This is a genomic window from Robbsia sp. KACC 23696, from assembly GCF_039852015.1.
Taxonomy (GTDB): Bacteria; Pseudomonadota; Gammaproteobacteria; order Burkholderiales; family Burkholderiaceae; genus Robbsia.
In genome coordinates this window covers 700,977-719,162 of sequence record NZ_CP156628.1, presented here as the reverse complement: position 1 = coordinate 719,162, position 18,186 = coordinate 700,977, and the positions used below count along the sequence as shown (strand labels likewise).

Genomic DNA, 18,186 nt, shown 5'->3' with positions numbered 1-18,186 from the left:
TCATTCGATTCGTCTCGACGGCGCCGCCAAGGCAAAGGCGGGTTGCGCATGATTCGCTTGATTTTGGAGTTGCTTGTCACGCTGGCGATCATTCTCGCGTCGGCGGAATTGTTCACGAATGCGCTGGAACATCTCGGCGAACGTCTGCATATTTCCGAAGGGGTGACGGGGTCACTCTTCGCCGCCGTGGGAACGGCGCTGCCCGAAACGATCGTGCCGTTGCTCGCGGTCCTCGGCGGCGGTGGCGCGCAGCAGGTCAACCAGGAAATCGGCGTGGGCGCGATCCTCGGCGCGCCGCTGATGCTCGGCACCTTATCGACTTTTCTGATGGCCTTGGCGGTATGGCGCAGCCGCGGCACATCTGGACGAATCGTGCCGGAACGGACCGGCTTCAATCGCGACTTGCAGTACTTTCTGGTCGCCTTCGTGGTCGCGACGATTGCGATGTTCGTCCCGCATGAGCAACGCAGCGTCCGCATCGGCCTGAGCGTCGCCCTTGTGCTGGTCTACGTCGTGTATGTCGTCATGACGTTCCGCGCATCGGCCTCCCTGGTGGATGCCGGACACGGCACGGAAGCGCCGGAGCCGATGTTCGCCTCCAAACTCGGCTTGCCGACCAATCTGGCGACCATCGGGCTGCAACTGGTGGTCGCGGTCGGGTTGCTGCTGATCGGTGCGGAAGGGTTTATTCATGGCGTACGCGGCGTTTCGACGATGTGGGGGATTTCGCCGTTGCTGATTTCGCTGCTGGTCATTCCGATCGCGACCGAGTTGCCTGAAAAAATCAATAGCATCGTCTGGATCCGGCGCGGCAAGGACACGCTGGCCTTCGGGAATATCACCGGCGCCATGGTGTTCCAGGGCACGCTGTTGCCCGCCATCGGCATTTTACTCACGCCCTGGGAGCCTCGGGTCGAGGTCCTGACCGGTGTGCTGATGACGATTGCGGCGGCAGCGTGGCTGCGCGCGATGTCGGCCCGCAGCGGACTACTCGTCGGCGCGCTCGGCCTGAATGGCGCGCTGTATCTGCTGTATCTCGGCCTCACGATATTTCGATGAGTTGGCGAAATGTATACAGTCGACCGTTTAATTCGAGCGCCGACCATTGCGCCGACGTAATCACGATTACAATCGATGAAAGCTGTCCATGTGGGCCGGCGCTTTAACCCTTCGAATCGAGGTCTAATGCAAAACGGTTTGACCGACGTCGTCGCCAATTGTGACCAGGAGCCGATTCACGCCCTGGGCAGTGTCCAGCCGCACGGCGCACTGCTTTGCTTCGACGACGCGGGGCGCCTGATCGCCGCAAGCGCGACGGCGGCCCAGTTCCTCGGCGAACTGCCGCCGCTCGGCGCAGGGTTCTCGGAACGCCATTTCAGCGCCGATGCGCGGCAGCTGCTCTCGCAAGCCTTGGCCGATCGTCAGGCGTTGTTGGAGCCCGTGGAGGTCAGCGGCCAGGCGGGCACGCGATTCGATCTGATCCTGCATTGGTCGAATAGCGTGCTGATCGCCGAATGGGAGGCGATCGACGACGTGCCGCTCGGCGCCGCCCATTCGGGACATTACGCGGCGTTGGCGCAGCGCGCGATCCAACGTTTGCAACGGACCGATTACGACTCCGTCTCGGCCTTGATGCAGGATGCCGTGGAAGCGGTTCGATCGATGACCGGCTTTGACCGCGTCATGGGCTACCGTTTCCTGCAGGACGATAGCGGCGAGGTGATTGCCGAGGCGCGCCGCGACGATTTGTCGTCCTTCCTCCATCAACGTTATCCGGCCGGCGATATCCCGGCCCAAGCGCGTCGCCTGTACACATTGCAGGCGATTCGACAGATCATGTCGGTGGATGCGATCTCCGTGCCGATCGTCCCTTCGCAGCATCCGCGCAGCGGCCAGGCTTTCGATTTGAGCCAGGCCGTATTGCGAAGCGTCTCGCCGATTCATATCGAGTATCTGAAGAATATGGGCGTCGCGGCATCGATGAGCATCTCGATCGTCATCAATGGTCGCCTCTGGGGGCTGATCGCCTGTCATCACATGCAAGCGCACCGCGCGCCGCTGGCGGTGCGTCTGTCTTGCACGGTGCTGACGCAGGTCCTATCGATTCTGATCGAGCGCATCGAGTTCAAGCGGCGGATGTCGGCGGAAGTCTCGTGGAATGCGCTGAGCCTGGAAATTGCGAATTTGATGGCCGATGCGCCGGACCTCGCGGCCGGCATCGCCGCCGCCGGCGATGCCATCGGCAAGATGGTCGATTGCGACGGCCTCTCGGTCGTCGTGGACCAACGGGTGCTGTTGCTAAGCGAGTCGGCCAGCCGTCAGGGGATGCTCGAGCTTGCCGATCATATGGCCGATCAAAGGCTCGATACGGTGGTGGCGCGTTCGATGTCGAAATCGACGCCCGATCTGCCACGGCCGCTGACGCGCAATGGCGTGGCCGCCGGTTTGATGGCGATCCAGGTGGTCAGTGAGGCGCGCATTACCGTCGCCTGGCTGCGCGACGAGCTGGTCGAGACCATCCGGTGGGCCGGTCCGCCCGATAAAATCGTTGCGCTCGGTCCGCATGGCCGGCGATTGACGCCGCGCGGATCTTTTGAAGTCTGGCAGCAGACCGTGCGCGGCAGCTGCCGCGAGTGGAGCGATACGGACCAAAGCGCCGCGCGTGCCGTCAAGGCCGTGCTACAGGACGTGGCGCTCGAGCGCCTGCGTGAAAGCGACCGCGAGCGGATGACGCTGCTGGCAACGCTCGGGCACGATCTGCGGGATCCGTTGCAGGCGATCAATCTCGCCGTGCAATTGATGGGCAAGGGTCTGGCGACGTCGACGGACACGGCCAAACGCGTTGAAGGGTCGACGCGCCGGATGCAGTCGTTGATCAGCTATATCCTGGACGTCAGTCGGATTCGTTCCGGGATCGGCCTGAGCTTGACGCGACGGCCCACGTCGCTCGACGCGGTTCTATCGACACTCGTCGAGGAGATGCGTTTCAACTATCCCGGCAGCGATGTGCAACTGGACAGCGACGCCCTCGGCGAAGCGGAGCTGGACGAAGATCGCTTCGTACAGGGTATGACGAATCTGCTGAGCAATGCGCGGCAGCACGGGGATCCCAGCGCGCCGATCGTGATCGTTGCGCGGGCCGACGGCGTGCACCGCCGTATTGAAGTGCGCAATAAAACGACGCAGCGGGTGAATGTGCCGTTCCGTCGTCTGATCGACCCGTTCAAAGGCGGTCCGTTAAACCTGAATAACCGTTCAGGCCTCGGACTTGGCCTGTTCATCGCCAACGCGATCTTTACCGGCCACGGCGGTGCTTTCGACGCCGTGTTCGAAGAACAGCAAGCGCGCTTCATCGTCACGCTCTAAGGCGGCGGCGAAGCAGGGCGCCGCGCCGATGCCGACCGCATTGGGCGCCCATTGCCTCGTGTGCTCAGCTTGCGAGGACGGCCGCGATGCTGGCTTCGAGCGAGATCGTGGGGCGACCGATCAGCGTGGCAAGCGTGTCGCTGTCGTCGAACAGCGCGCCACCGGCCGCGCCGCTGTCCGAATCCGCGATCACGCCGGCAAACGCTTCCGGCAACCCGTGCTGCACCAGCGCCGCCTGATAGTCGCTTTGGGACACGTTCTCATAACGAATCGGCTTACCCGATACGGCGGAAACCTTGGCCGCCAGTTGCGCGAGCGAGTAGGCATCGGACCCCGCCAGTTCCAGGACCCGTGTCTGCGTGGGTAGCGTTCCACTCAGCACCGCGGCGGCGGCATCGGCATAATCGGCACGCGCCGCGGCGGAGAATCGTCCCTCGCCGGCGCTGCCGTGCATCACACCGGTTGCCACGGCGCCCGCGATACGGCTGGCGAAATTCTCGTTGTACCACCCGTTGCGCAGAATGACGGCCGGCACGCCGGACGCCGCGATCGCTGCTTCCGTTTCGCGATGTTCGCCGGCCAGGAAGAGCGGCGATCGATCCGCATGCAACAGACTCGTGTAGGCCAGCAGTGCAACGCCGGCGCGTTTTGCCGCGTCGACCACCGCGCGGTGTTGCGCCGTACGCTGACCGATTTCGTTGCCCGAAATCAATAGGACGCGCTGCGCGCCGACGAAGGCGGCATCGAGGCTTGCCGGCTCCGCATAATCGGCGCGTCGCACGACGACGCCGCGTGCGGCGAGGTCCTCCGCTTTTGCCGGGTTGCGTACCGCGGCGACAACAGTGTTCGCGGGAACGCCGCGCTTCAACAAGCTAGCGATGACAAGGCGGCCCAATTGCCCAGTGGCGCCGGTGACGACGATCATGATGACACTCCGTTTTTTGATTGAGATGAGGCACGTCTGCGTGGCAGAATAAGACATCCGCTAACTTTTCGTAAGTACGCACGAAAAGGTAAGTGTCAAATGCGCGCAAAGGGCGCGCTCAAAAATCAGGAGAGGGCGATGGCGAGGCAGGAAGAGGAGGGGGCCGACGTGTCGACGCATGTCGGCGTGGCTGAACGCCTGCGGCGCGGCTATGTGTTCGCGCACGATTGCCCCTCGCGTGACGTGCTGAGCCATATCACCAGCCGTTGGGCGGTGCTGGTTCTGGTTGCCTTGATGGCGGGAACCCATCGCTTTAGCGCGCTGCGCAGAAAGGTCAGCGGCGTCAGCGAAAAAATGTTGGCGCAGACGTTGCAGACGCTGGAAGCGGACGGTTTCGTCGATCGTGTCGCCTATCCGGTCGTGCCGCCAAAGGTCGAATACCGTTTGACGCCGATGGGCGATGCCGTTGCGGCGCGTCTGGAAGGCCTCGCCGATTGGGTGGAGATCCACATCGGCGATATCGTCGCGCATCGTACCGGGCATGATCAAGCCACGCGAATCGCGGCGCCGTTAACCGCCGCGGCGGAAACGGTGCAAGCGGCCGATGCCCTATAGCTGCACCGATAGAATCTGCTTCATGCATCGCAGCGCGAACATTGAGCGGCTGTGACGGATGCCGCTGATTTTGTACAATTTTTCCCGCAAGAAACGTTCATACCCGGCGGTGCCATCGACGGCGACCTTGACCAGGTAATCGTATTCCCCCGAAATCAAATAGGCCTCGATCACCTCGGGTAGCGCGGCCAACTCTTCGCCGAAGCGCGCCAGGCGTTCGTCTTCATGCCCATCCAGCGTGAGTTCGATCAACACGGTATCCGAGAAACCGAGCTTTTTCTGGTCGAGCAGCGCCGTATACCCTTGGATATAGCCTTCCTTCTCCAGTTGGCGGGTGCGATTCCAGCAGGCGCTGGCCGAGATGCCAATTTTCTCGGCGATCTCGGCATTGCGTTGACGGGCATTGCTTTGCAGCTCGCGCAAAATCGCGCGGTCATGGCGGTCGAGGGCATCGAGAGCAGTCGGCATGGACGCTTATCCTGATAAAAAAAGATTCTTCTGAGAAATGATCGAATATCGAAAGGCGCTGCGTTTTCGTGACGATTCTACCGGGAAATAGGAAGAGAATTCTGCGGTGTCGACGCTACACTTGTTATACGTCGCAGCGTCAGGCAAGCAATGAAGGGTGCGCTCCCGCATTGCGATGGACGCCTTATCGGTGTTCCGGCTGATCCACCCTGCCTTACCGGGCACGGTTCCGTCAGCGCTTCAGCGATCGCGCGGCTTGCGCGATTTTGCCGATCCGATGGTTGATGTCCGACGTTATCCCCCCGCGCCCCAGCGCCGCCTCCCACTTCGGGATGCGGCGCTATTTTTTTGGCATCGACGCCGAACTGGCGCAAAGCGCCGATTTCCGGTATCGATTTGCACATATGTTTCTGACGCGCGTGGGTGGCGTGGTTCTTCTCAATTATCATAGGCACAGCAATGTGCGCGGCGTGCCCTGGTCGTTCGGACGCGTCGTGTTTCCGACCTTTGGTAGTGTGGCGTCCTGGAGGCGTCTAGCGGTGAATATCCGTCTCGAATACAGCGCGCTTGTGGATGCCGATCATCTGGCGGACCTGCGTGTCACGGCAATGCGCGAAAGTCTGATGCGCATCGGTCGCTTCGATCTGCATCGCGCGCGAAGTCGCTTGCTCGACAATTTCGATCCTGCTTGCACCCGCCATATTTTGGTCGATGACTTCCGCGCCGGTTGCGTTGCCACGCGGCTTCGCGGCGATCATCTCTTGCTGGAGCATCTCTATGTGCTGCCGGCGTACCAGCGCTGTGGGGTGGGGAGCGCTGTATTGCGCACGGTAATCGACGAAGCCTCGTTACTGCGCGTACCGATCGTGCTGGGGGCGTTGAGAGACAGTGAGTCGAACGATTTCTACCTGCGTCACGGCTTTGTAAAAACCGGCGAGCAGGATGTCGATATTTACTACGTCCGCGCCGCGAGTACCGCGACTGAGACGCCAATCATCGTGCCGCTGCGCGACGCGCCTGCCTGAACGCAACGCGTCGCTTGATGTCGGGTCGCGCTTGACGATGACTCCGTGAACGCCCGCTGGCGGGCGTTCACGGGGTCGGCGTATGTAATCGATGACATTTCTCCGGGTGAATGCCCTGAACTGGAATGTTTCGTGCTTTGCACAGTCCTCCTTTGAACCGCGTCTTCCGGACCTGCTGTCCGGCGATCTATTCAGCGAGGCGAAGCGATGAAGCCGTCTATTGCCGACACCGTCCGGGCCTACCTGTTGCCTGCCGTCGCCACCGTATGTTCCGCCCAAGTGGCAATGTTGTTCGCGATGCTCTTGCTCGACACGCCCGAGAGCGTGTTCCAGGGCCCGTTGTTTCGCTGCGGCATAGGGCTGGCGATCATGGTCGCGATCGTATCGGTCCGACGTCGCGCGGGTCGGGCTTTCCACGCAGCGACGCGTAATGGCACGGTGCGCATGCGCCACGCACGCGCATCGAGCGGCCGTAGCGCCGACGCGATCGCGGTGCGTCCCAGCACCCTCGTCGCAGGCGCTGTGCCGTCGATCGCCGATACCCATCCGGTGTCGAAGACAACGGCATCCGATGCGTACGTCAGCGTGCTCGCTTCCTGTCCGGAGCGCGCGCTGGTCGTGCTCTACCTCCAGTTCCGTCGTCTGCCCTTCGCGATAGAATCGGGCGAGCGTAGCTATACCGCGCCCTCGGTGCGACACGCCTGAGAGGCGCCGCCATACGGTCGCCGCGACGATCGATCCGCGGCGCTATCCGGGTCTTTCGTGCCTCGTACCCTTTCACGCCGTTCCCCCGCCATCAGCCGATTCCCGCGCCCTTCGTGCGCTGCTGCAGCGTGCGCGGATTAAGCGACAAATTCGAATGTGTACATCCTATTGCCATTCGGCAGACCGAGTGAGAAGGGCAGTACACGTTTTTTGACATGCTATGCTGGCCTCGCTGAAACCCGGCTTCGCGGCGCATCGTTCGTCGCGCGGCGAAGGGCCTGTCGGTGACGTTCGGCTGCTGCTGGACGTCGTCAGGAAATGGGCAAGTCGAGTTGCCACATGGGGCGTCGATGTTTTCGAATCTTCTCGTTCAGTTGATCAACGGACTCGCCGATGCGTCGGCGATGTTTTTGGTTGCGGCAGGGCTGTCGCTGATTTTCGGCGTCACCCGCATCGTCAATTTCGCGCATGGTTCGTTCTATATGCTGGGCGTCTATGTCGCCTATACCTTGACGACGCGATTGGCCGGCAGTGCCGTGGGGTTCTGGGGCGCGGTATTGCTCGCGGCGATTATCGTCGCCTGTCTGGGCGCCTTGGTCGAATTTCTGGTGCTGCGTCGCATCTACCGCGCGCCGGAGTTGTTCCACCTGCTCGCCACGTTCGCCTTGCTGCTGATTTTTCGCGATGCCGCGCTGTATATCTGGGGCCCGGAGGATTTGCTCGGACCGCGCGCTCCGGGATTGGGCGGCGCCTTCACCGTGTTCGGTAATGCGGTCCCCAGTTATAACGTGCTGCTGATGGTGGTCGGGCCCGTGGTGCTCGGCTTGCTGTGGTACGCATTGGCGCGCACGCGTTGGGGTCGTCTCGTGCGTGCGGCTACCAGCGACCGAGAGATGCTGGGCGCCTTGGGAATCAACCAGGCCTGGCTGTTCACGGGCGTCTTCTTCGTCGGCGCGTTTCTCGCGGGATTGGGTGGGGCGCTGCAGGTGCCGAAGTCGCCCGCCAGCTTGTCCCTCGATCTCGATACGATCGGCAATGCCTTTGTCGTCGTCGTGGTGGGCGGCATGGGGTCGATCCCCGGTGCCTTCGTCGCCGCCGTCCTGATCGCTGAAATCAAGGCTTTGTGTATCGGCATCGGCGACGTCTCGGTGTTCGGTGTCACGTTCTCCCTCAGCAAATTCACGCTGGTCGCCGAGTTCGTCGTGATGGCCGTCGTTCTGGTCGTGCGGCCATGGGGTCTGTTCGGGCGGGCGCAGTCGGCGATCCGTTCCGCGGCGCTGCCGGATTCGCCGTTGCGACCCGCGAGTCGGCGTGCCCGCTATCTGGCGGGTGCCGCCATCGTCGTGTTGCTGGCATTGCCGCTCTTGGCCGGTCGCTTTCCGTATATCCCCGTGTTGATGGTGGAGATTCTCGTGGCGGTGCTGTTTGCCGCCAGCCTGCACTTCATCATGGGCCCCGGTGGACTTCATTCCTTCGGGCATGCGGCCTATTTCGGCCTGGGCGCCTATGGCGTGGCCTTGTGTCTGAAGGTGTTGAATATGCCGATGGAGGCGGCACTCTTGCTCGCGCCGGTGCTGGCCGGGCTCGGTGCGATCGTGTTCGGCTGGTTCTGTGTCCGGCTCTCGGGCGTCTATTTCGCGATGCTGACCTTGGCGTTTGCGCAGATCGTCTGGTCCGTCGTGTATCAATGGGACGACGTAACCGGCGGCAGCAACGGTATTTTCGGGATGTGGCCGGCCGGATGGTTGAGTTCGCCCACTGCGTACTACTACTTGTCGGTCGTCATTGCCTTGGGCGGCGTCTGGTTGCTGCGCCGCATGTTGTTTTCGCCGATGGGCTATGCCTTGCGTGCGTCGCGCGACTCGTCCTTGCGTAGTGAGGCCATCGGCATCGACGTGAAGCGGGTGCAGTGGCTGGCATTCGTCATCGCCGCCGTGTTCGGCGGCCTGGCCGGTTCGCTTTATACCTTTTCCAAAGGCACGATTTCGCCGGAAACGATCAGTGTCGGACGGTCTGTGGATGGTCTGGTCATGGTGCTGTTGGGAGGGATTCAAACCTTGAGCGGCCCCATCGTCGGGGCGGCGATCTTTACCTGGCTTCAGGATACGCTGGCCCGTCAGACCGATTACTGGGAAGCGCTGCTCGGCGCCGCGATGTTGCTGATGGTGATGGCTTTCCCGCAAGGTATCGTCGGCTTTGTACGAGCGCACTTCGATCGGCAAGCCGATGGAGAGGGCGATGCGGCGGCGTCGACGCGAGACGCCGCGCCTGTGGTGTCGGTGGCGGCTGGGCCGGGCACGTCGACGGGCGCTGTGACGTCGCCGCCGATGGCGGGTCAGTCAGGGACAGCGATCGCCGGCGCGCGGCAATCGGCCCCTACCGGAGAAGCGCGATGAACCTGTTGGAAGTGTCGCATCTCAGTAAAGCATTCGGCGGCGTCAAGGCGGTCGACGATGTGAGTTTCGCATTGCCTGCCGGTCAGCTTCTGGCGTTGATCGGCCCGAACGGCGCCGGGAAGTCGACGTGCTTCAATATGCTGAACGGGCAGTTGAAGCCGAGTGGCGGCGCGATTCGGTTCGATGGACAGGACATTGCCGGACGCAAGCCGAAAGATATCTGGCGCATGGGTATCGGGCGTACCTTCCAGATTGCGGCGACCTTTGCGTCGATGACGGTGCTTGAGAACGTGCAAATGGCGTTGCTGTCGCACGCGGGGCGGCTGTTCAATGTCTGGCGCCCGGTGGCGGATATGTATCGCGACGAGGCGATGGTGCTCTTGGAGCAGGTCGGCATGGCCGCGCACGCGCAACGTGCCTGCGGCGTGCTCGCGTATGGCGATGTAAAGCGGGTCGAACTGGCGGTGGCACTCGCGAACAAGCCGCGCCTGTTGCTGATGGACGAACCTACCGCGGGGATGGCGCCAAAGGAACGGAATGCCTTGATGGCCCTGACCAAGCAGTTGGTCGTGGAGCAGCAATTGGCCGTCCTCTTCACCGAGCACAGCATGGACGTCGTGTTCGCGTATGCCGATACGATGATCGTACTCGCGCGGGGGCGCTTGATCGGGGCCGGGGATCCGCAGACCGTGCGTAACGATCCGATGGTGCGGGAAGTGTATTTCGGGACGGGGAAGACATTCATGCCACGTCGCAGCGAAGCCGATACGCCGGCTTTGCGGGAAACACCGTTGACGGAGATCTCGCCATGAGCGTAACCGACGAGGCCCTCATCGGTGGGCCTGCCGCCGTTGCGGCAACGCCTGAAATAAAAAAGGCCGGCGCGGCGGAGCCGTTGTTGCGTGTCAAAAACCTCAATGCGGCGTATGGCCGTGCGCAGGTCCTTTACGATATCTCGCTGGAAGTCGGGCGCGGCGAAGTGGTGGCCTTGATGGGCCGCAATGGGGCCGGTAAATCGACGACGATGAAAGCGTTGATGGGGATGTTGCCTACCCGCACCGGCGACATCACGTTTCTCGGACAATCGGTCGGCGATTGGGCGCCGTATCGGATCGCGCGTCTGGGCATGGGCTTTGTGCCGGAGGACCGTCGCGTGTTCGGCGACTTGTCGGTGATGGATAATCTCGATATGGGTCGGCAGCCGCAGCGCGCCGATGCGCCGTATTGGACGCCGGAAAAATTGTTCGCCCTGTTCCCGAATCTCGGCGAAATGCCGCATCGGCCGGGCAGCAGGATGAGCGGCGGCGAGCAGCAGATGTTGACCGTTTCGCGTACCTTGATGGGCAATCCCTATCTCGTATTGCTCGACGAGCCCTCGGAAGGGGTGGCGCCGGTGATCGTCGAGCAGATGGCGAATATGATTCTGGAATTGAAGCGCGAGGGCCTGTCGATTCTTTTGTCGGAGCAGAATATGCACTTCGCCGAACTGGTGAGTGACCGTGCCTATGTGCTGGAAAAAGGACAAGTGCGCTTCAGCGGCAGCATCGAGGCGCTGGCGCGGGATGAAGCGGTGCAGCGCGCGTACTTGAGCGTCTGAAGCAGCGGGTGCGGGGCAACAATATTTCGTCGTTATCTTGGAGAAACCATCGATGAGCAAGGGTGCGGGAACGGGGCGCGGGATGGAACAGGGGCTGCAGGACCAAGACGGGTTGCGTCGGACGTTTTTTCGCCGATCGGCGGCAAGCATCGCGGTTGCGGCATGCGCGTTGATCATGGCGCCGGGCTTCGCCCAGGCGCAGACCATCAAGATCGGCGAAATCAACAGCTATAAGGCACAGCCGGCCTTCCTCGTGCCGTACAAGAACGGCTGGAATATGGCATTGGACGAGATCAATGCCGGCGGCGGCGTCAATGGCCAGAAGCTGGAAGTGATCTCGCGCGACGACAATGGCAATCCGGGGGATACGATCCGGGTCGCGCAGGAACTGGTGGCCGGGGAGCAAGTCAAAGCGCTGTTCGGCGGCTTCCTGTCCAACACGGGGCTGGCGCTGGCGGACTACGCCAAGCAGCGGAAAATCTTCACGCTGGAAGCCGAGCCGCTGACCGACAAGATCGTTTGGCAGGACGGCAACAAATACACCTACCGTCTGCGGCCCTCGACGTATATGCAAGTGGCGATGTTGATGCCCGAGGCCATCAAGCTGCATAAGAAACGCTGGGCCGTGGTGTATCCGAATTACGAGTTCGGTCAGTCGGCCGTGGCGACGTTCAAGAAGCTGTTGAAGGCGGCACAGCCGGATGTCGAATTCGTCGCGGATCAGGCAACGCCGCTCGGCAAGCTCGACGCCGGCGCGGTTTCGCAGGCGCTGGCCGACGCTAAGCCGGATGCGATTTTCAACGTGGAATTCGGTGCCGATCTTGGCAAGTTCGTTCGCGAAGGCAATACGCGCGGTTTGTTCAAGAACCGCTCGGTGGTGTCCTTGCTGACCGGTGAGCCGGAGTATCTCGATCCGCTGGGCGCGGAAGCACCCACCGGTTGGATCGTGACTGGCTGGCCGTGGTACTCGATCACGACGCAGGACAGTCAGGCCTTTGTCGCGGCCTATAAAGCGAAGTATCACGACTATCCGCGACTCGGTTCCGTGGTGGGCTATCTGGCGTTGAAATCGCTGGCACTGGGTATCGAAAAGGCGAAGTCGACCGATTCCAACGCGCTGTCCGCGGCGTTTCAAAATCTGACCGTCCCTGGCCCATTGGGTCCGATCACGTATCGCGCGCAGGATCATCAGTCGACGATGGGCGCCTATGTCGGTACGACCGCTTTGAAGGACGGAAAGGGCGTGATGGTCGATTATCACTATGTGGACGGTGCGAGCGTGCAACCGTCGGATGCGGAAGTGAAGAAAATGCGTCCGGCGGATTGAACGCGGCGGGCGGCGTTATTCCGAGACGTGATGTAAAAGCGTAAAAAAGGGCCCGCGTTGGTGACGCGGGCCCTTTTTTTCTGACGAAGTCATCACGCGGCCGACGCCGATGGCCCGCGCTTACTCCGCCACGACCTTGCCGTTTCGAACGACGGCCACGCCATCGAGCAATACATCGCAGTGACGCAGCGGGATATCGATATGGCAGGCGGTGGTGCGCTTGCCGCCCGCTTCGTTGTTCGGGCCGAGCGAAAACAAAAAGTTGCCTTCGAACGCGCGTGCGTCCATGCCGATCGTCGCCTCGCGATCGTACAGTCCCAGCGTCGACCACTTCGCGCGCGGCTGCAAACCCCAGCCGATATGGGAAATGGCATAGCCCTCCGGGTCGTCGAAGGATGCCATATAGTCTTTCAGCAGATCCGCATCAAGACCGCCGGCGATATGCGTGGCATAGCCGTTTTCCACCGTCAGTTCGATGCGATCGCTGACGTATTTTTTCTGCGGTAGCAGGATGTCGCCGCGATCGATGACGATGCGGCCGCTGGCTTTGCCTTCATCGGGGAAAGTCAGCACAAAGCCGCTCGGCCAATGATCCCAGCGACCGGGCTCGTCGACAAAACCATACTCGGTAATGACCGGAAACTCGCCCAAGGGGCAAACGAGCAGGGTTCCGGCTTCCGACGTCACGCGCATTTCGCGAGACTGCTCGATGCGGGCAGCCGCGGCGCGCACACGTTCGCGATCTTCGAGCGTGGGGACCATCCGTGCCAGGATTTCCGGCGGCTCGACCGCCAGCAGGATCTTCGTGCCGGTTTTCAAGATGTCCAGTTGCTCGGGCGAGAACAGCAGCGTCATCAGATCGAGGACGAGATCGCTGGCGGTGAGCGCCGCGATGGCGGCATGGTTGCCCGTCAGCGGCGTCTCGCCCAAAAACGACAGCGCGTCGCGGCTCAGCGACTTCTCCCCATTTACCGGCAGCAGGTCGAGCCGGTTGACGATCGCGCCCATCGACTGGGCAGCGATCAGGGCCGTCTGCAAGGTTTGCGGATGCGTGGCGGCGCCCGTGAGCACTGTGACCGTCTGGCCGGCCTCGAGTTTCGACAGCGTCAAAACCTGCTTCCAGGCATCGATCATCGCAAAATCAGATATCGGCATGAAGCCCTCCCAGGCGCATGTTCGGAATTGATAGATATAGTGTACACACCAAAATAACGCGTTCAAGCATCGGCTTTTTTGGCGCGCTTTACCGAAAAAAATACGATGTGTACACTCAATCTCTAACGCGCCATTCGTCGTGCGTTTCCACCGATTTTCCGCTTGCCGTAATTTGGGAGAGGGATGATGAGCAAGGCTGGTCAACCGCGTATTGCCGTGATTGGAGCAGGTCTGGGGGGCACTGCGGCGGCAGCGCTGCTTCAGCAGGCGGGTTATGACGTGCGGGCGTACGAGCAGGCGCCGATGTTTTCGCGGCTGGGCGCGGGCATTCACGTCGGCCCGAACGTGATGAAGATCCTTCGACGCATCGGCATCGAAGATGAAATGAACATCATGGGATCGCATCCCGATTTTTGGTATAGCCGGGATTGGAAGACCGGCGAGGCGATCTCGCAAATCCCGCTCGGCGATTTTGCCGTGAAGGAATACGGCGCGAGCTACCTGACCGTTCACCGCGGCGACTTCCATGCGCTGATGACGCAGAAGCTCGCGCCGGGAACCATTGCCTTCGACAAACGGTTGACCGAAATCGAGGATACCGGCGATGGCGTGCGGCTGACTTTTTCGGATGGCTCGGTGGAGACGGCCGATCTGGCGATCGGCGCCGACGGCGTCGATTCCCGTCTCCGTGAGCATTTGCTGGGCCCGGAGCCGCCGCGCTATACCGGATGGGTTGCCCATCGCGCCGTGTATCCGGCGCATTTGCTAGGGAATACGCCGGTGGATCTTTGCGTGAAGTGGTGGTCCGACGATCGCCACATGATGGTGTATTACGTCACCAGCGCGAAGGATGAAATCTATTACGTGACGGGCGTGCCGCATCCCGAGTGGCCGGAAGGCGTGTCGATGTTGCCGAGCAGCCGCGATGAAATGCGTGAGGCATTCGCCGGCTATCATCCGACGGTCCAGGCCTTGATCGATGCGACGCCGGAGGTGACGAAGTGGCCGTTGCTGGAACGCGATCCGCTGCCGCTGTGGAGCCGAGGGCGTATCGTTCTGCTGGGCGATGCCTGCCATCCGATGAAGCCGCATATGGCGCAAGGAGCGGCGATGGCCATCGAGGACGCCGCCATGCTGGTGCGCTGTCTGGGCGAAACCGGTGTGAGCGGTTATGCGCAGGCCTTCAAACTGTATGAAGCCAATCGCGCGGAGCGCGCATCCAAAGTCCAACGCGTCTCGCATAACAATACCTGGTTGCGGACGAACGAAGACCCGGCCTGGGTGTTCGGCTATGACGTCTTCACCGTGCCGCTACGCGATGCGTGAAGACCGGCCCGACGCACGGGCATGGCCGCGCCCGCAGCGCCTGTTCGTTCGGGTGAACGGTACCGGACAGGACGTGGACGTCGTGCCGGAAACGCCGTTGCTCTACGTCCTGCGAAACGACTTCGCGCTGAACGGGCCGAAGTATGGCTGCGGGCTGGGGCAATGCGGCGCGTGCACGGTGCTGCTCGATGGCGCGGCGGTCCGCAGTTGCGTGCTGCCGGTCAAGGCCACGATCGGCCGTGATGTCAGGACGCTGGAGGGATTGCCGGCCTTGTGGCAGAGCAGCACGCAGGGGGACGATGCGATCGCTGCTGCGATCGATGCGCCAATGGCCGGCGTCGATACGGAAGTCGACGGCGATGCCGGAATCGACCCGGCGCGTCTGCATCCGGTGCAACGCGCCTTTATCGAGGAACAGGCTGCGCAATGCGGGTATTGCCTTAACGGGATGATTTGCAGCACGGTATCGCTGTTGTCCCGCTCCCCCGATCCCGACGATGCGGAGATACGAAGCGCACTGCGATTCAATCTCTGTCGATGCGGCTGCCATGTCGAGGTCATGCGCGCGGTGAAACGCGCGGCCGTCTATCTGAAGCAGGCGGCGCGATGACAGCGGCGCGGCACTTGTCCGACGGCAGTGATGGCGCCTTGCCGAACGAGGAAAGCGCGACGTTGCACGCCGAATACCATTGGATCGCGCATCAGACCGCGACCGTGACGCTGCAGGCCGAAGGTGAAATCGACGCGTGCGCCACGCCGCGGCGGAGCGACGGCGACCTCGGTGACGGTTCCGGCAACGGCGAGCAAACCGACTCCTCGGAAAAAACCTATCGTTTGTCGTCGATGCGGATTCACGCAAAGACGTCAGGCGGGGAAGACGGGGCGGGGCACGACACGGACGATGGCTGGCATTTCGCGCATGAGAGCCTCGTCGACGAGCTGCGGACAGCCCCCCAAATGCCGCAGGGCGACGCCATTCACTGGCGTGGCGCGCTGCTCGACCCGGTCACGGAGGCGGGCGGTAAAGCCTTGCTGCGGGCGCTGGCGGACAGGTTGGCCGCGCCCGCAGCGTGGGCGGACGCCATCAAGGCCGCGCGCAACAAAGGCTTGCTTCTGGGGCGCGGCGTCGCGTATGCGACCTTGGGCGCCGAAGTCGGCCCGGTGCAAACGGCGGATCATCGCGCCGACGCATCGCTACCGGTCGACATCGGGCGTAACGCGCCATCGTATATGGCATGGATCGTCGAACTTGCCGTCGATCGCCGTACCGGCGCGATGCAGTTGCAACGCGTGGTGGCGGGACGCGCCGAGGGCGTTCTGCCGGGAGCGAACAGCGCCGACCCGGCGTTCCAGATCGACGGTTTGAGCGAGTCCCTGGTGACGCAGGCCTTGCAAGGTCTGCTCGGATCGCCGTCGGCACAACAATTGGACGGCCCGGGGCTGTCGGTGCCCTTCGACGAGTCCGCCGACAGTCAGCCTTGGGTCCGCACCGCATCGCTCGGCGGCCCGGCAACAGACGCCTCGATTGCTCAGTATGCCGGATCCGAGGGGGCGCTCTCGCCGGCTCTCGGACCTCGGGACACCACAGAGACGACGTTCGACCCTGCGGGGAAATCGCGATGGCAGCGCGTCGCGGCCGGATTGGCGGCGGCCGCTGTCGCGAATGCGGTGTTCGCAGCCAATGGCAAGCGCGAACGCTCGATGCCTATCCGCTTGTTCGGCCCCGTGGCAGGCGCGGCGGACGGCGCTGACCGTGATGCCGTGCTTCCGCGCGGCGCGGCACCACGCGGCGATGTTGGTACCGTCGACGACGTACCGGCGTCTGCTTCGCGTGTCGAGCATGTCGAGCGTCGCGATATCCGGCGCGCGCCGCTCGTGGGAGGACGACGCCGGTGGGGCGGCCGGCTCGCCGCTACCGCGGGCGCGATGGTCGTCGGTGCGCTGTCCTGGCAGGCTTTGGTGACCGATGGGGCGGTGCGCATGCTCGGTCCGTTGCGACCGTTTCGGAACGAGATCCCGCGGGTTGCGCCGCCGGCGCCGGACACCTGGACGGCCGCCACGATCGAACGGGGGCGCCGTCTCGCCGCCGCCGCGGACTGCGCGGTGTGCCATACGGCGGAAGGCGCGGCAGCCAGCACCGGTGGCCGGCCCTTCGATACGCCGTTCGGCACCGTTTACTCGACGAATCTGACGCCCGATGTAAAGGATGGCATCGGTGGCTGGTCTTATTCGGCATTCGAGCGCGCGATGCGTGAAGGCATCTCGCGTGACGGTCGTCATCTCTATCCGGTGTTTCCGTACACGGCGTTCGGCAAGATGACCGACGCGGACATGACCGCGCTATATGCCTTCTTGATGACGCGTGCGCCCGAGGCGACGCCGGCGGCGTTGGCGACGCGTCGCACAGCGCTCGGCTTCCCATGGGGCGTGCGGCCGTTGCTCGCCGGGTGGAACGCGCTCTATCTCGATAGGCAGCCTTTCGCGCCGGACCCGTCGCGCAGTGCCGAGTGGCGGCGCGGTGCCTATCTCGTCGAGGCCCTCGGGCATTGCGGTGCCTGCCACACGCCGCGCAATGCGCTGGGCGCCGAGCGTGGCGGTCCGGGAACGGCAGCCTATCTCAGCGGTGGCCTGGCCGATGGCTGGACCGCGCCGGCGTTGATCGGTCAGGGCGACGCGCCGCAGCCGTGGACCGAAGCGGCCTTGTATGACTATCTGCGCGTCGGTTTCTCCGCCGAGCATGGGGTGGCGGCCGGGCCGATGGCGCCGGTGGTTCGCAATCTGGCGACCTTGCCGGCTGCCGATGTCCGCGCGATCGCGCACTACGTCGCCTCGTGGCACGCCGCCGGACAGCAGACGATCGCGCCCGCGCCCGACGCCGTGTCGATGCCGCGATCGGAGGTCGCGCTGCCGGCCGCATTGCAACCGGGCAAGCGACTCTTCGATGCTGCCTGCGCGGTCTGCCATACGCCGCAGGCCGGCGTCGGTCATTTCGGCGTACGTCCGGAAATGGCGTTGAACAGCAGCATCCAGGCGGAGAAGCCGGATAATCTGCTGCGAGTGATTCTTGCCGGCATCGACGATCCAGCGAGCCCGGACCTGGGTTTCATGCCGGGATTCGCCGATGCATACGACGACGCCCAGATCGCCGCGCTGGCCGGCTATCTGCGTGCCGAACACGCGCCGGATCGGCCCGCCTGGACAGACTTGCGCGCCGCATCGGCACGCGTGCGGGCCGCCTTGACGCACGAGCATGCGACGCAATAGCCGCATCGCATGCACCG

15 protein-coding genes are annotated in these 18,186 nt (G+C 63.0%); 12 read left to right on the top strand and 3 right to left on the bottom strand.

Annotation, left to right across the window (positions count from 1 at the left end; translation table 11 throughout):
* Positions 1–48: 48 nt before the first annotated feature.
* Together ABEG21_RS24410 and ABEG21_RS24405 are read left to right on the top strand one after the other, a co-directional pair.
* Positions 49–1,059 (top strand): sodium:calcium antiporter, encoded by a 1,011-nt coding sequence (locus ABEG21_RS24410; RefSeq protein ID WP_347558190.1) that lies wholly within the window; start codon positions 49–51, stop codon positions 1,057–1,059.
* A gap of 126 nt (positions 1,060–1,185) precedes the next feature.
* Positions 1,186–3,366 (top strand): GAF domain-containing protein, encoded by a 2,181-nt coding sequence (locus ABEG21_RS24405; protein WP_347558189.1) that lies wholly within the window; start codon positions 1,186–1,188, stop codon positions 3,364–3,366.
* Positions 3,367–3,430: 64 nt separating this feature from the next.
* On the opposite strand, the gene ABEG21_RS24400 is transcribed toward ABEG21_RS24405, so the two are convergent.
* Positions 3,431–4,291, bottom strand: coding sequence for an SDR family oxidoreductase (locus tag ABEG21_RS24400; protein WP_347558188.1), 861 nt, complete (start codon positions 4,289–4,291; stop codon positions 3,431–3,433).
* A gap of 138 nt (positions 4,292–4,429) precedes the next feature.
* On the opposite strand from ABEG21_RS24400, the gene ABEG21_RS24395 reads away from it, so the two are divergent.
* A complete protein-coding gene (locus ABEG21_RS24395) occupies positions 4,430–4,906 on the top strand; it encodes a helix-turn-helix domain-containing protein (protein ID WP_347558187.1) in 477 nt (158 codons plus the stop codon).
* On the opposite strand, the gene ABEG21_RS24390 is transcribed toward ABEG21_RS24395, so the two are convergent.
* A complete protein-coding gene (locus tag ABEG21_RS24390) occupies positions 4,901–5,374 on the bottom strand; it encodes an Lrp/AsnC family transcriptional regulator (RefSeq protein WP_347558186.1) in 474 nt (157 codons plus the stop codon). The two genes, ABEG21_RS24395 and ABEG21_RS24390, sit on opposite strands and share 6 nt — an antisense overlap.
* Positions 5,375–5,658: 284 nt before the next feature.
* Here ABEG21_RS24390 and ABEG21_RS24385 point away from each other — a divergent pair, with 284 nt between their 5' ends.
* The 6 genes from ABEG21_RS24385 to ABEG21_RS24360 all read left to right on the top strand — a co-directional run bounded on the left by ABEG21_RS24385 (position 5,659) and on the right by ABEG21_RS24360 (position 12,424).
* Entirely contained in the window at positions 5,659–6,399 is a 741-nt protein-coding gene (locus tag ABEG21_RS24385) for a GNAT family N-acetyltransferase (RefSeq protein ID WP_347558185.1), read from the top strand.
* Positions 6,400–6,606: 207 nt separating this feature from the next.
* Entirely contained in the window at positions 6,607–7,104 is a 498-nt protein-coding gene (locus ABEG21_RS24380) for a hypothetical protein (protein WP_347558184.1), read from the top strand.
* A 350-nt stretch (positions 7,105–7,454) separates the two neighbouring features.
* Positions 7,455–9,500 (top strand): ABC transporter permease, encoded by a 2,046-nt coding sequence (locus ABEG21_RS24375; protein ID WP_347558183.1) that lies wholly within the window; start codon positions 7,455–7,457, stop codon positions 9,498–9,500.
* Entirely contained in the window at positions 9,497–10,312 is an 816-nt protein-coding gene (locus tag ABEG21_RS24370; RefSeq protein WP_347558182.1) for an ABC transporter ATP-binding protein, read from the top strand. Before ABEG21_RS24375 ends, ABEG21_RS24370 begins: the two co-directional genes overlap by 4 nt.
* On the top strand, positions 10,309–11,097 hold the full coding sequence (locus tag ABEG21_RS24365) for an ABC transporter ATP-binding protein (RefSeq protein ID WP_347558181.1): 789 nt from the start codon (positions 10,309–10,311) through the stop codon (positions 11,095–11,097). Before ABEG21_RS24370 ends, ABEG21_RS24365 begins: the two co-directional genes overlap by 4 nt.
* 175 nt (positions 11,098–11,272) lie before the next feature.
* Positions 11,273–12,424 (top strand): ABC transporter substrate-binding protein, encoded by a 1,152-nt coding sequence (locus ABEG21_RS24360; protein ID WP_347559084.1) that lies wholly within the window; start codon positions 11,273–11,275, stop codon positions 12,422–12,424.
* Positions 12,425–12,544: 120 nt separating this feature from the next.
* Here the strand turns inward: ABEG21_RS24360 and ABEG21_RS24355 are convergent, their stop codons facing one another.
* Positions 12,545–13,579: a 2,5-dihydroxypyridine 5,6-dioxygenase gene (locus ABEG21_RS24355; RefSeq protein ID WP_347558180.1), complete on the bottom strand. Its 1,035-nt coding sequence runs from the start codon at positions 13,577–13,579 to the stop codon at positions 12,545–12,547.
* 186 nt (positions 13,580–13,765) lie between these two features.
* Here ABEG21_RS24355 and ABEG21_RS24350 point away from each other — a divergent pair, with 186 nt between their 5' ends.
* Genes ABEG21_RS24350 through ABEG21_RS24340 form a run of 3 tightly spaced genes read left to right on the top strand, consistent with a single transcriptional unit; the run spans position 13,766 to position 18,169 of the window.
* Positions 13,766–14,905 carry an FAD-dependent monooxygenase gene (locus ABEG21_RS24350; protein WP_347559083.1) on the top strand — a complete coding sequence of 380 codons (1,140 nt, stop codon included), beginning with the start codon at positions 13,766–13,768 and terminating at the stop codon, positions 14,903–14,905.
* A complete protein-coding gene (locus tag ABEG21_RS24345) occupies positions 14,898–15,515 on the top strand; it encodes a (2Fe-2S)-binding protein (protein ID WP_347559082.1) in 618 nt (205 codons plus the stop codon). Before ABEG21_RS24350 ends, ABEG21_RS24345 begins: the two co-directional genes overlap by 8 nt.
* Entirely contained in the window at positions 15,512–18,169 is a 2,658-nt protein-coding gene (locus ABEG21_RS24340; protein ID WP_347558179.1) for a cytochrome c, read from the top strand. Before ABEG21_RS24345 ends, ABEG21_RS24340 begins: the two co-directional genes overlap by 4 nt.
* Positions 18,170–18,186 lie beyond the last annotated feature (17 nt).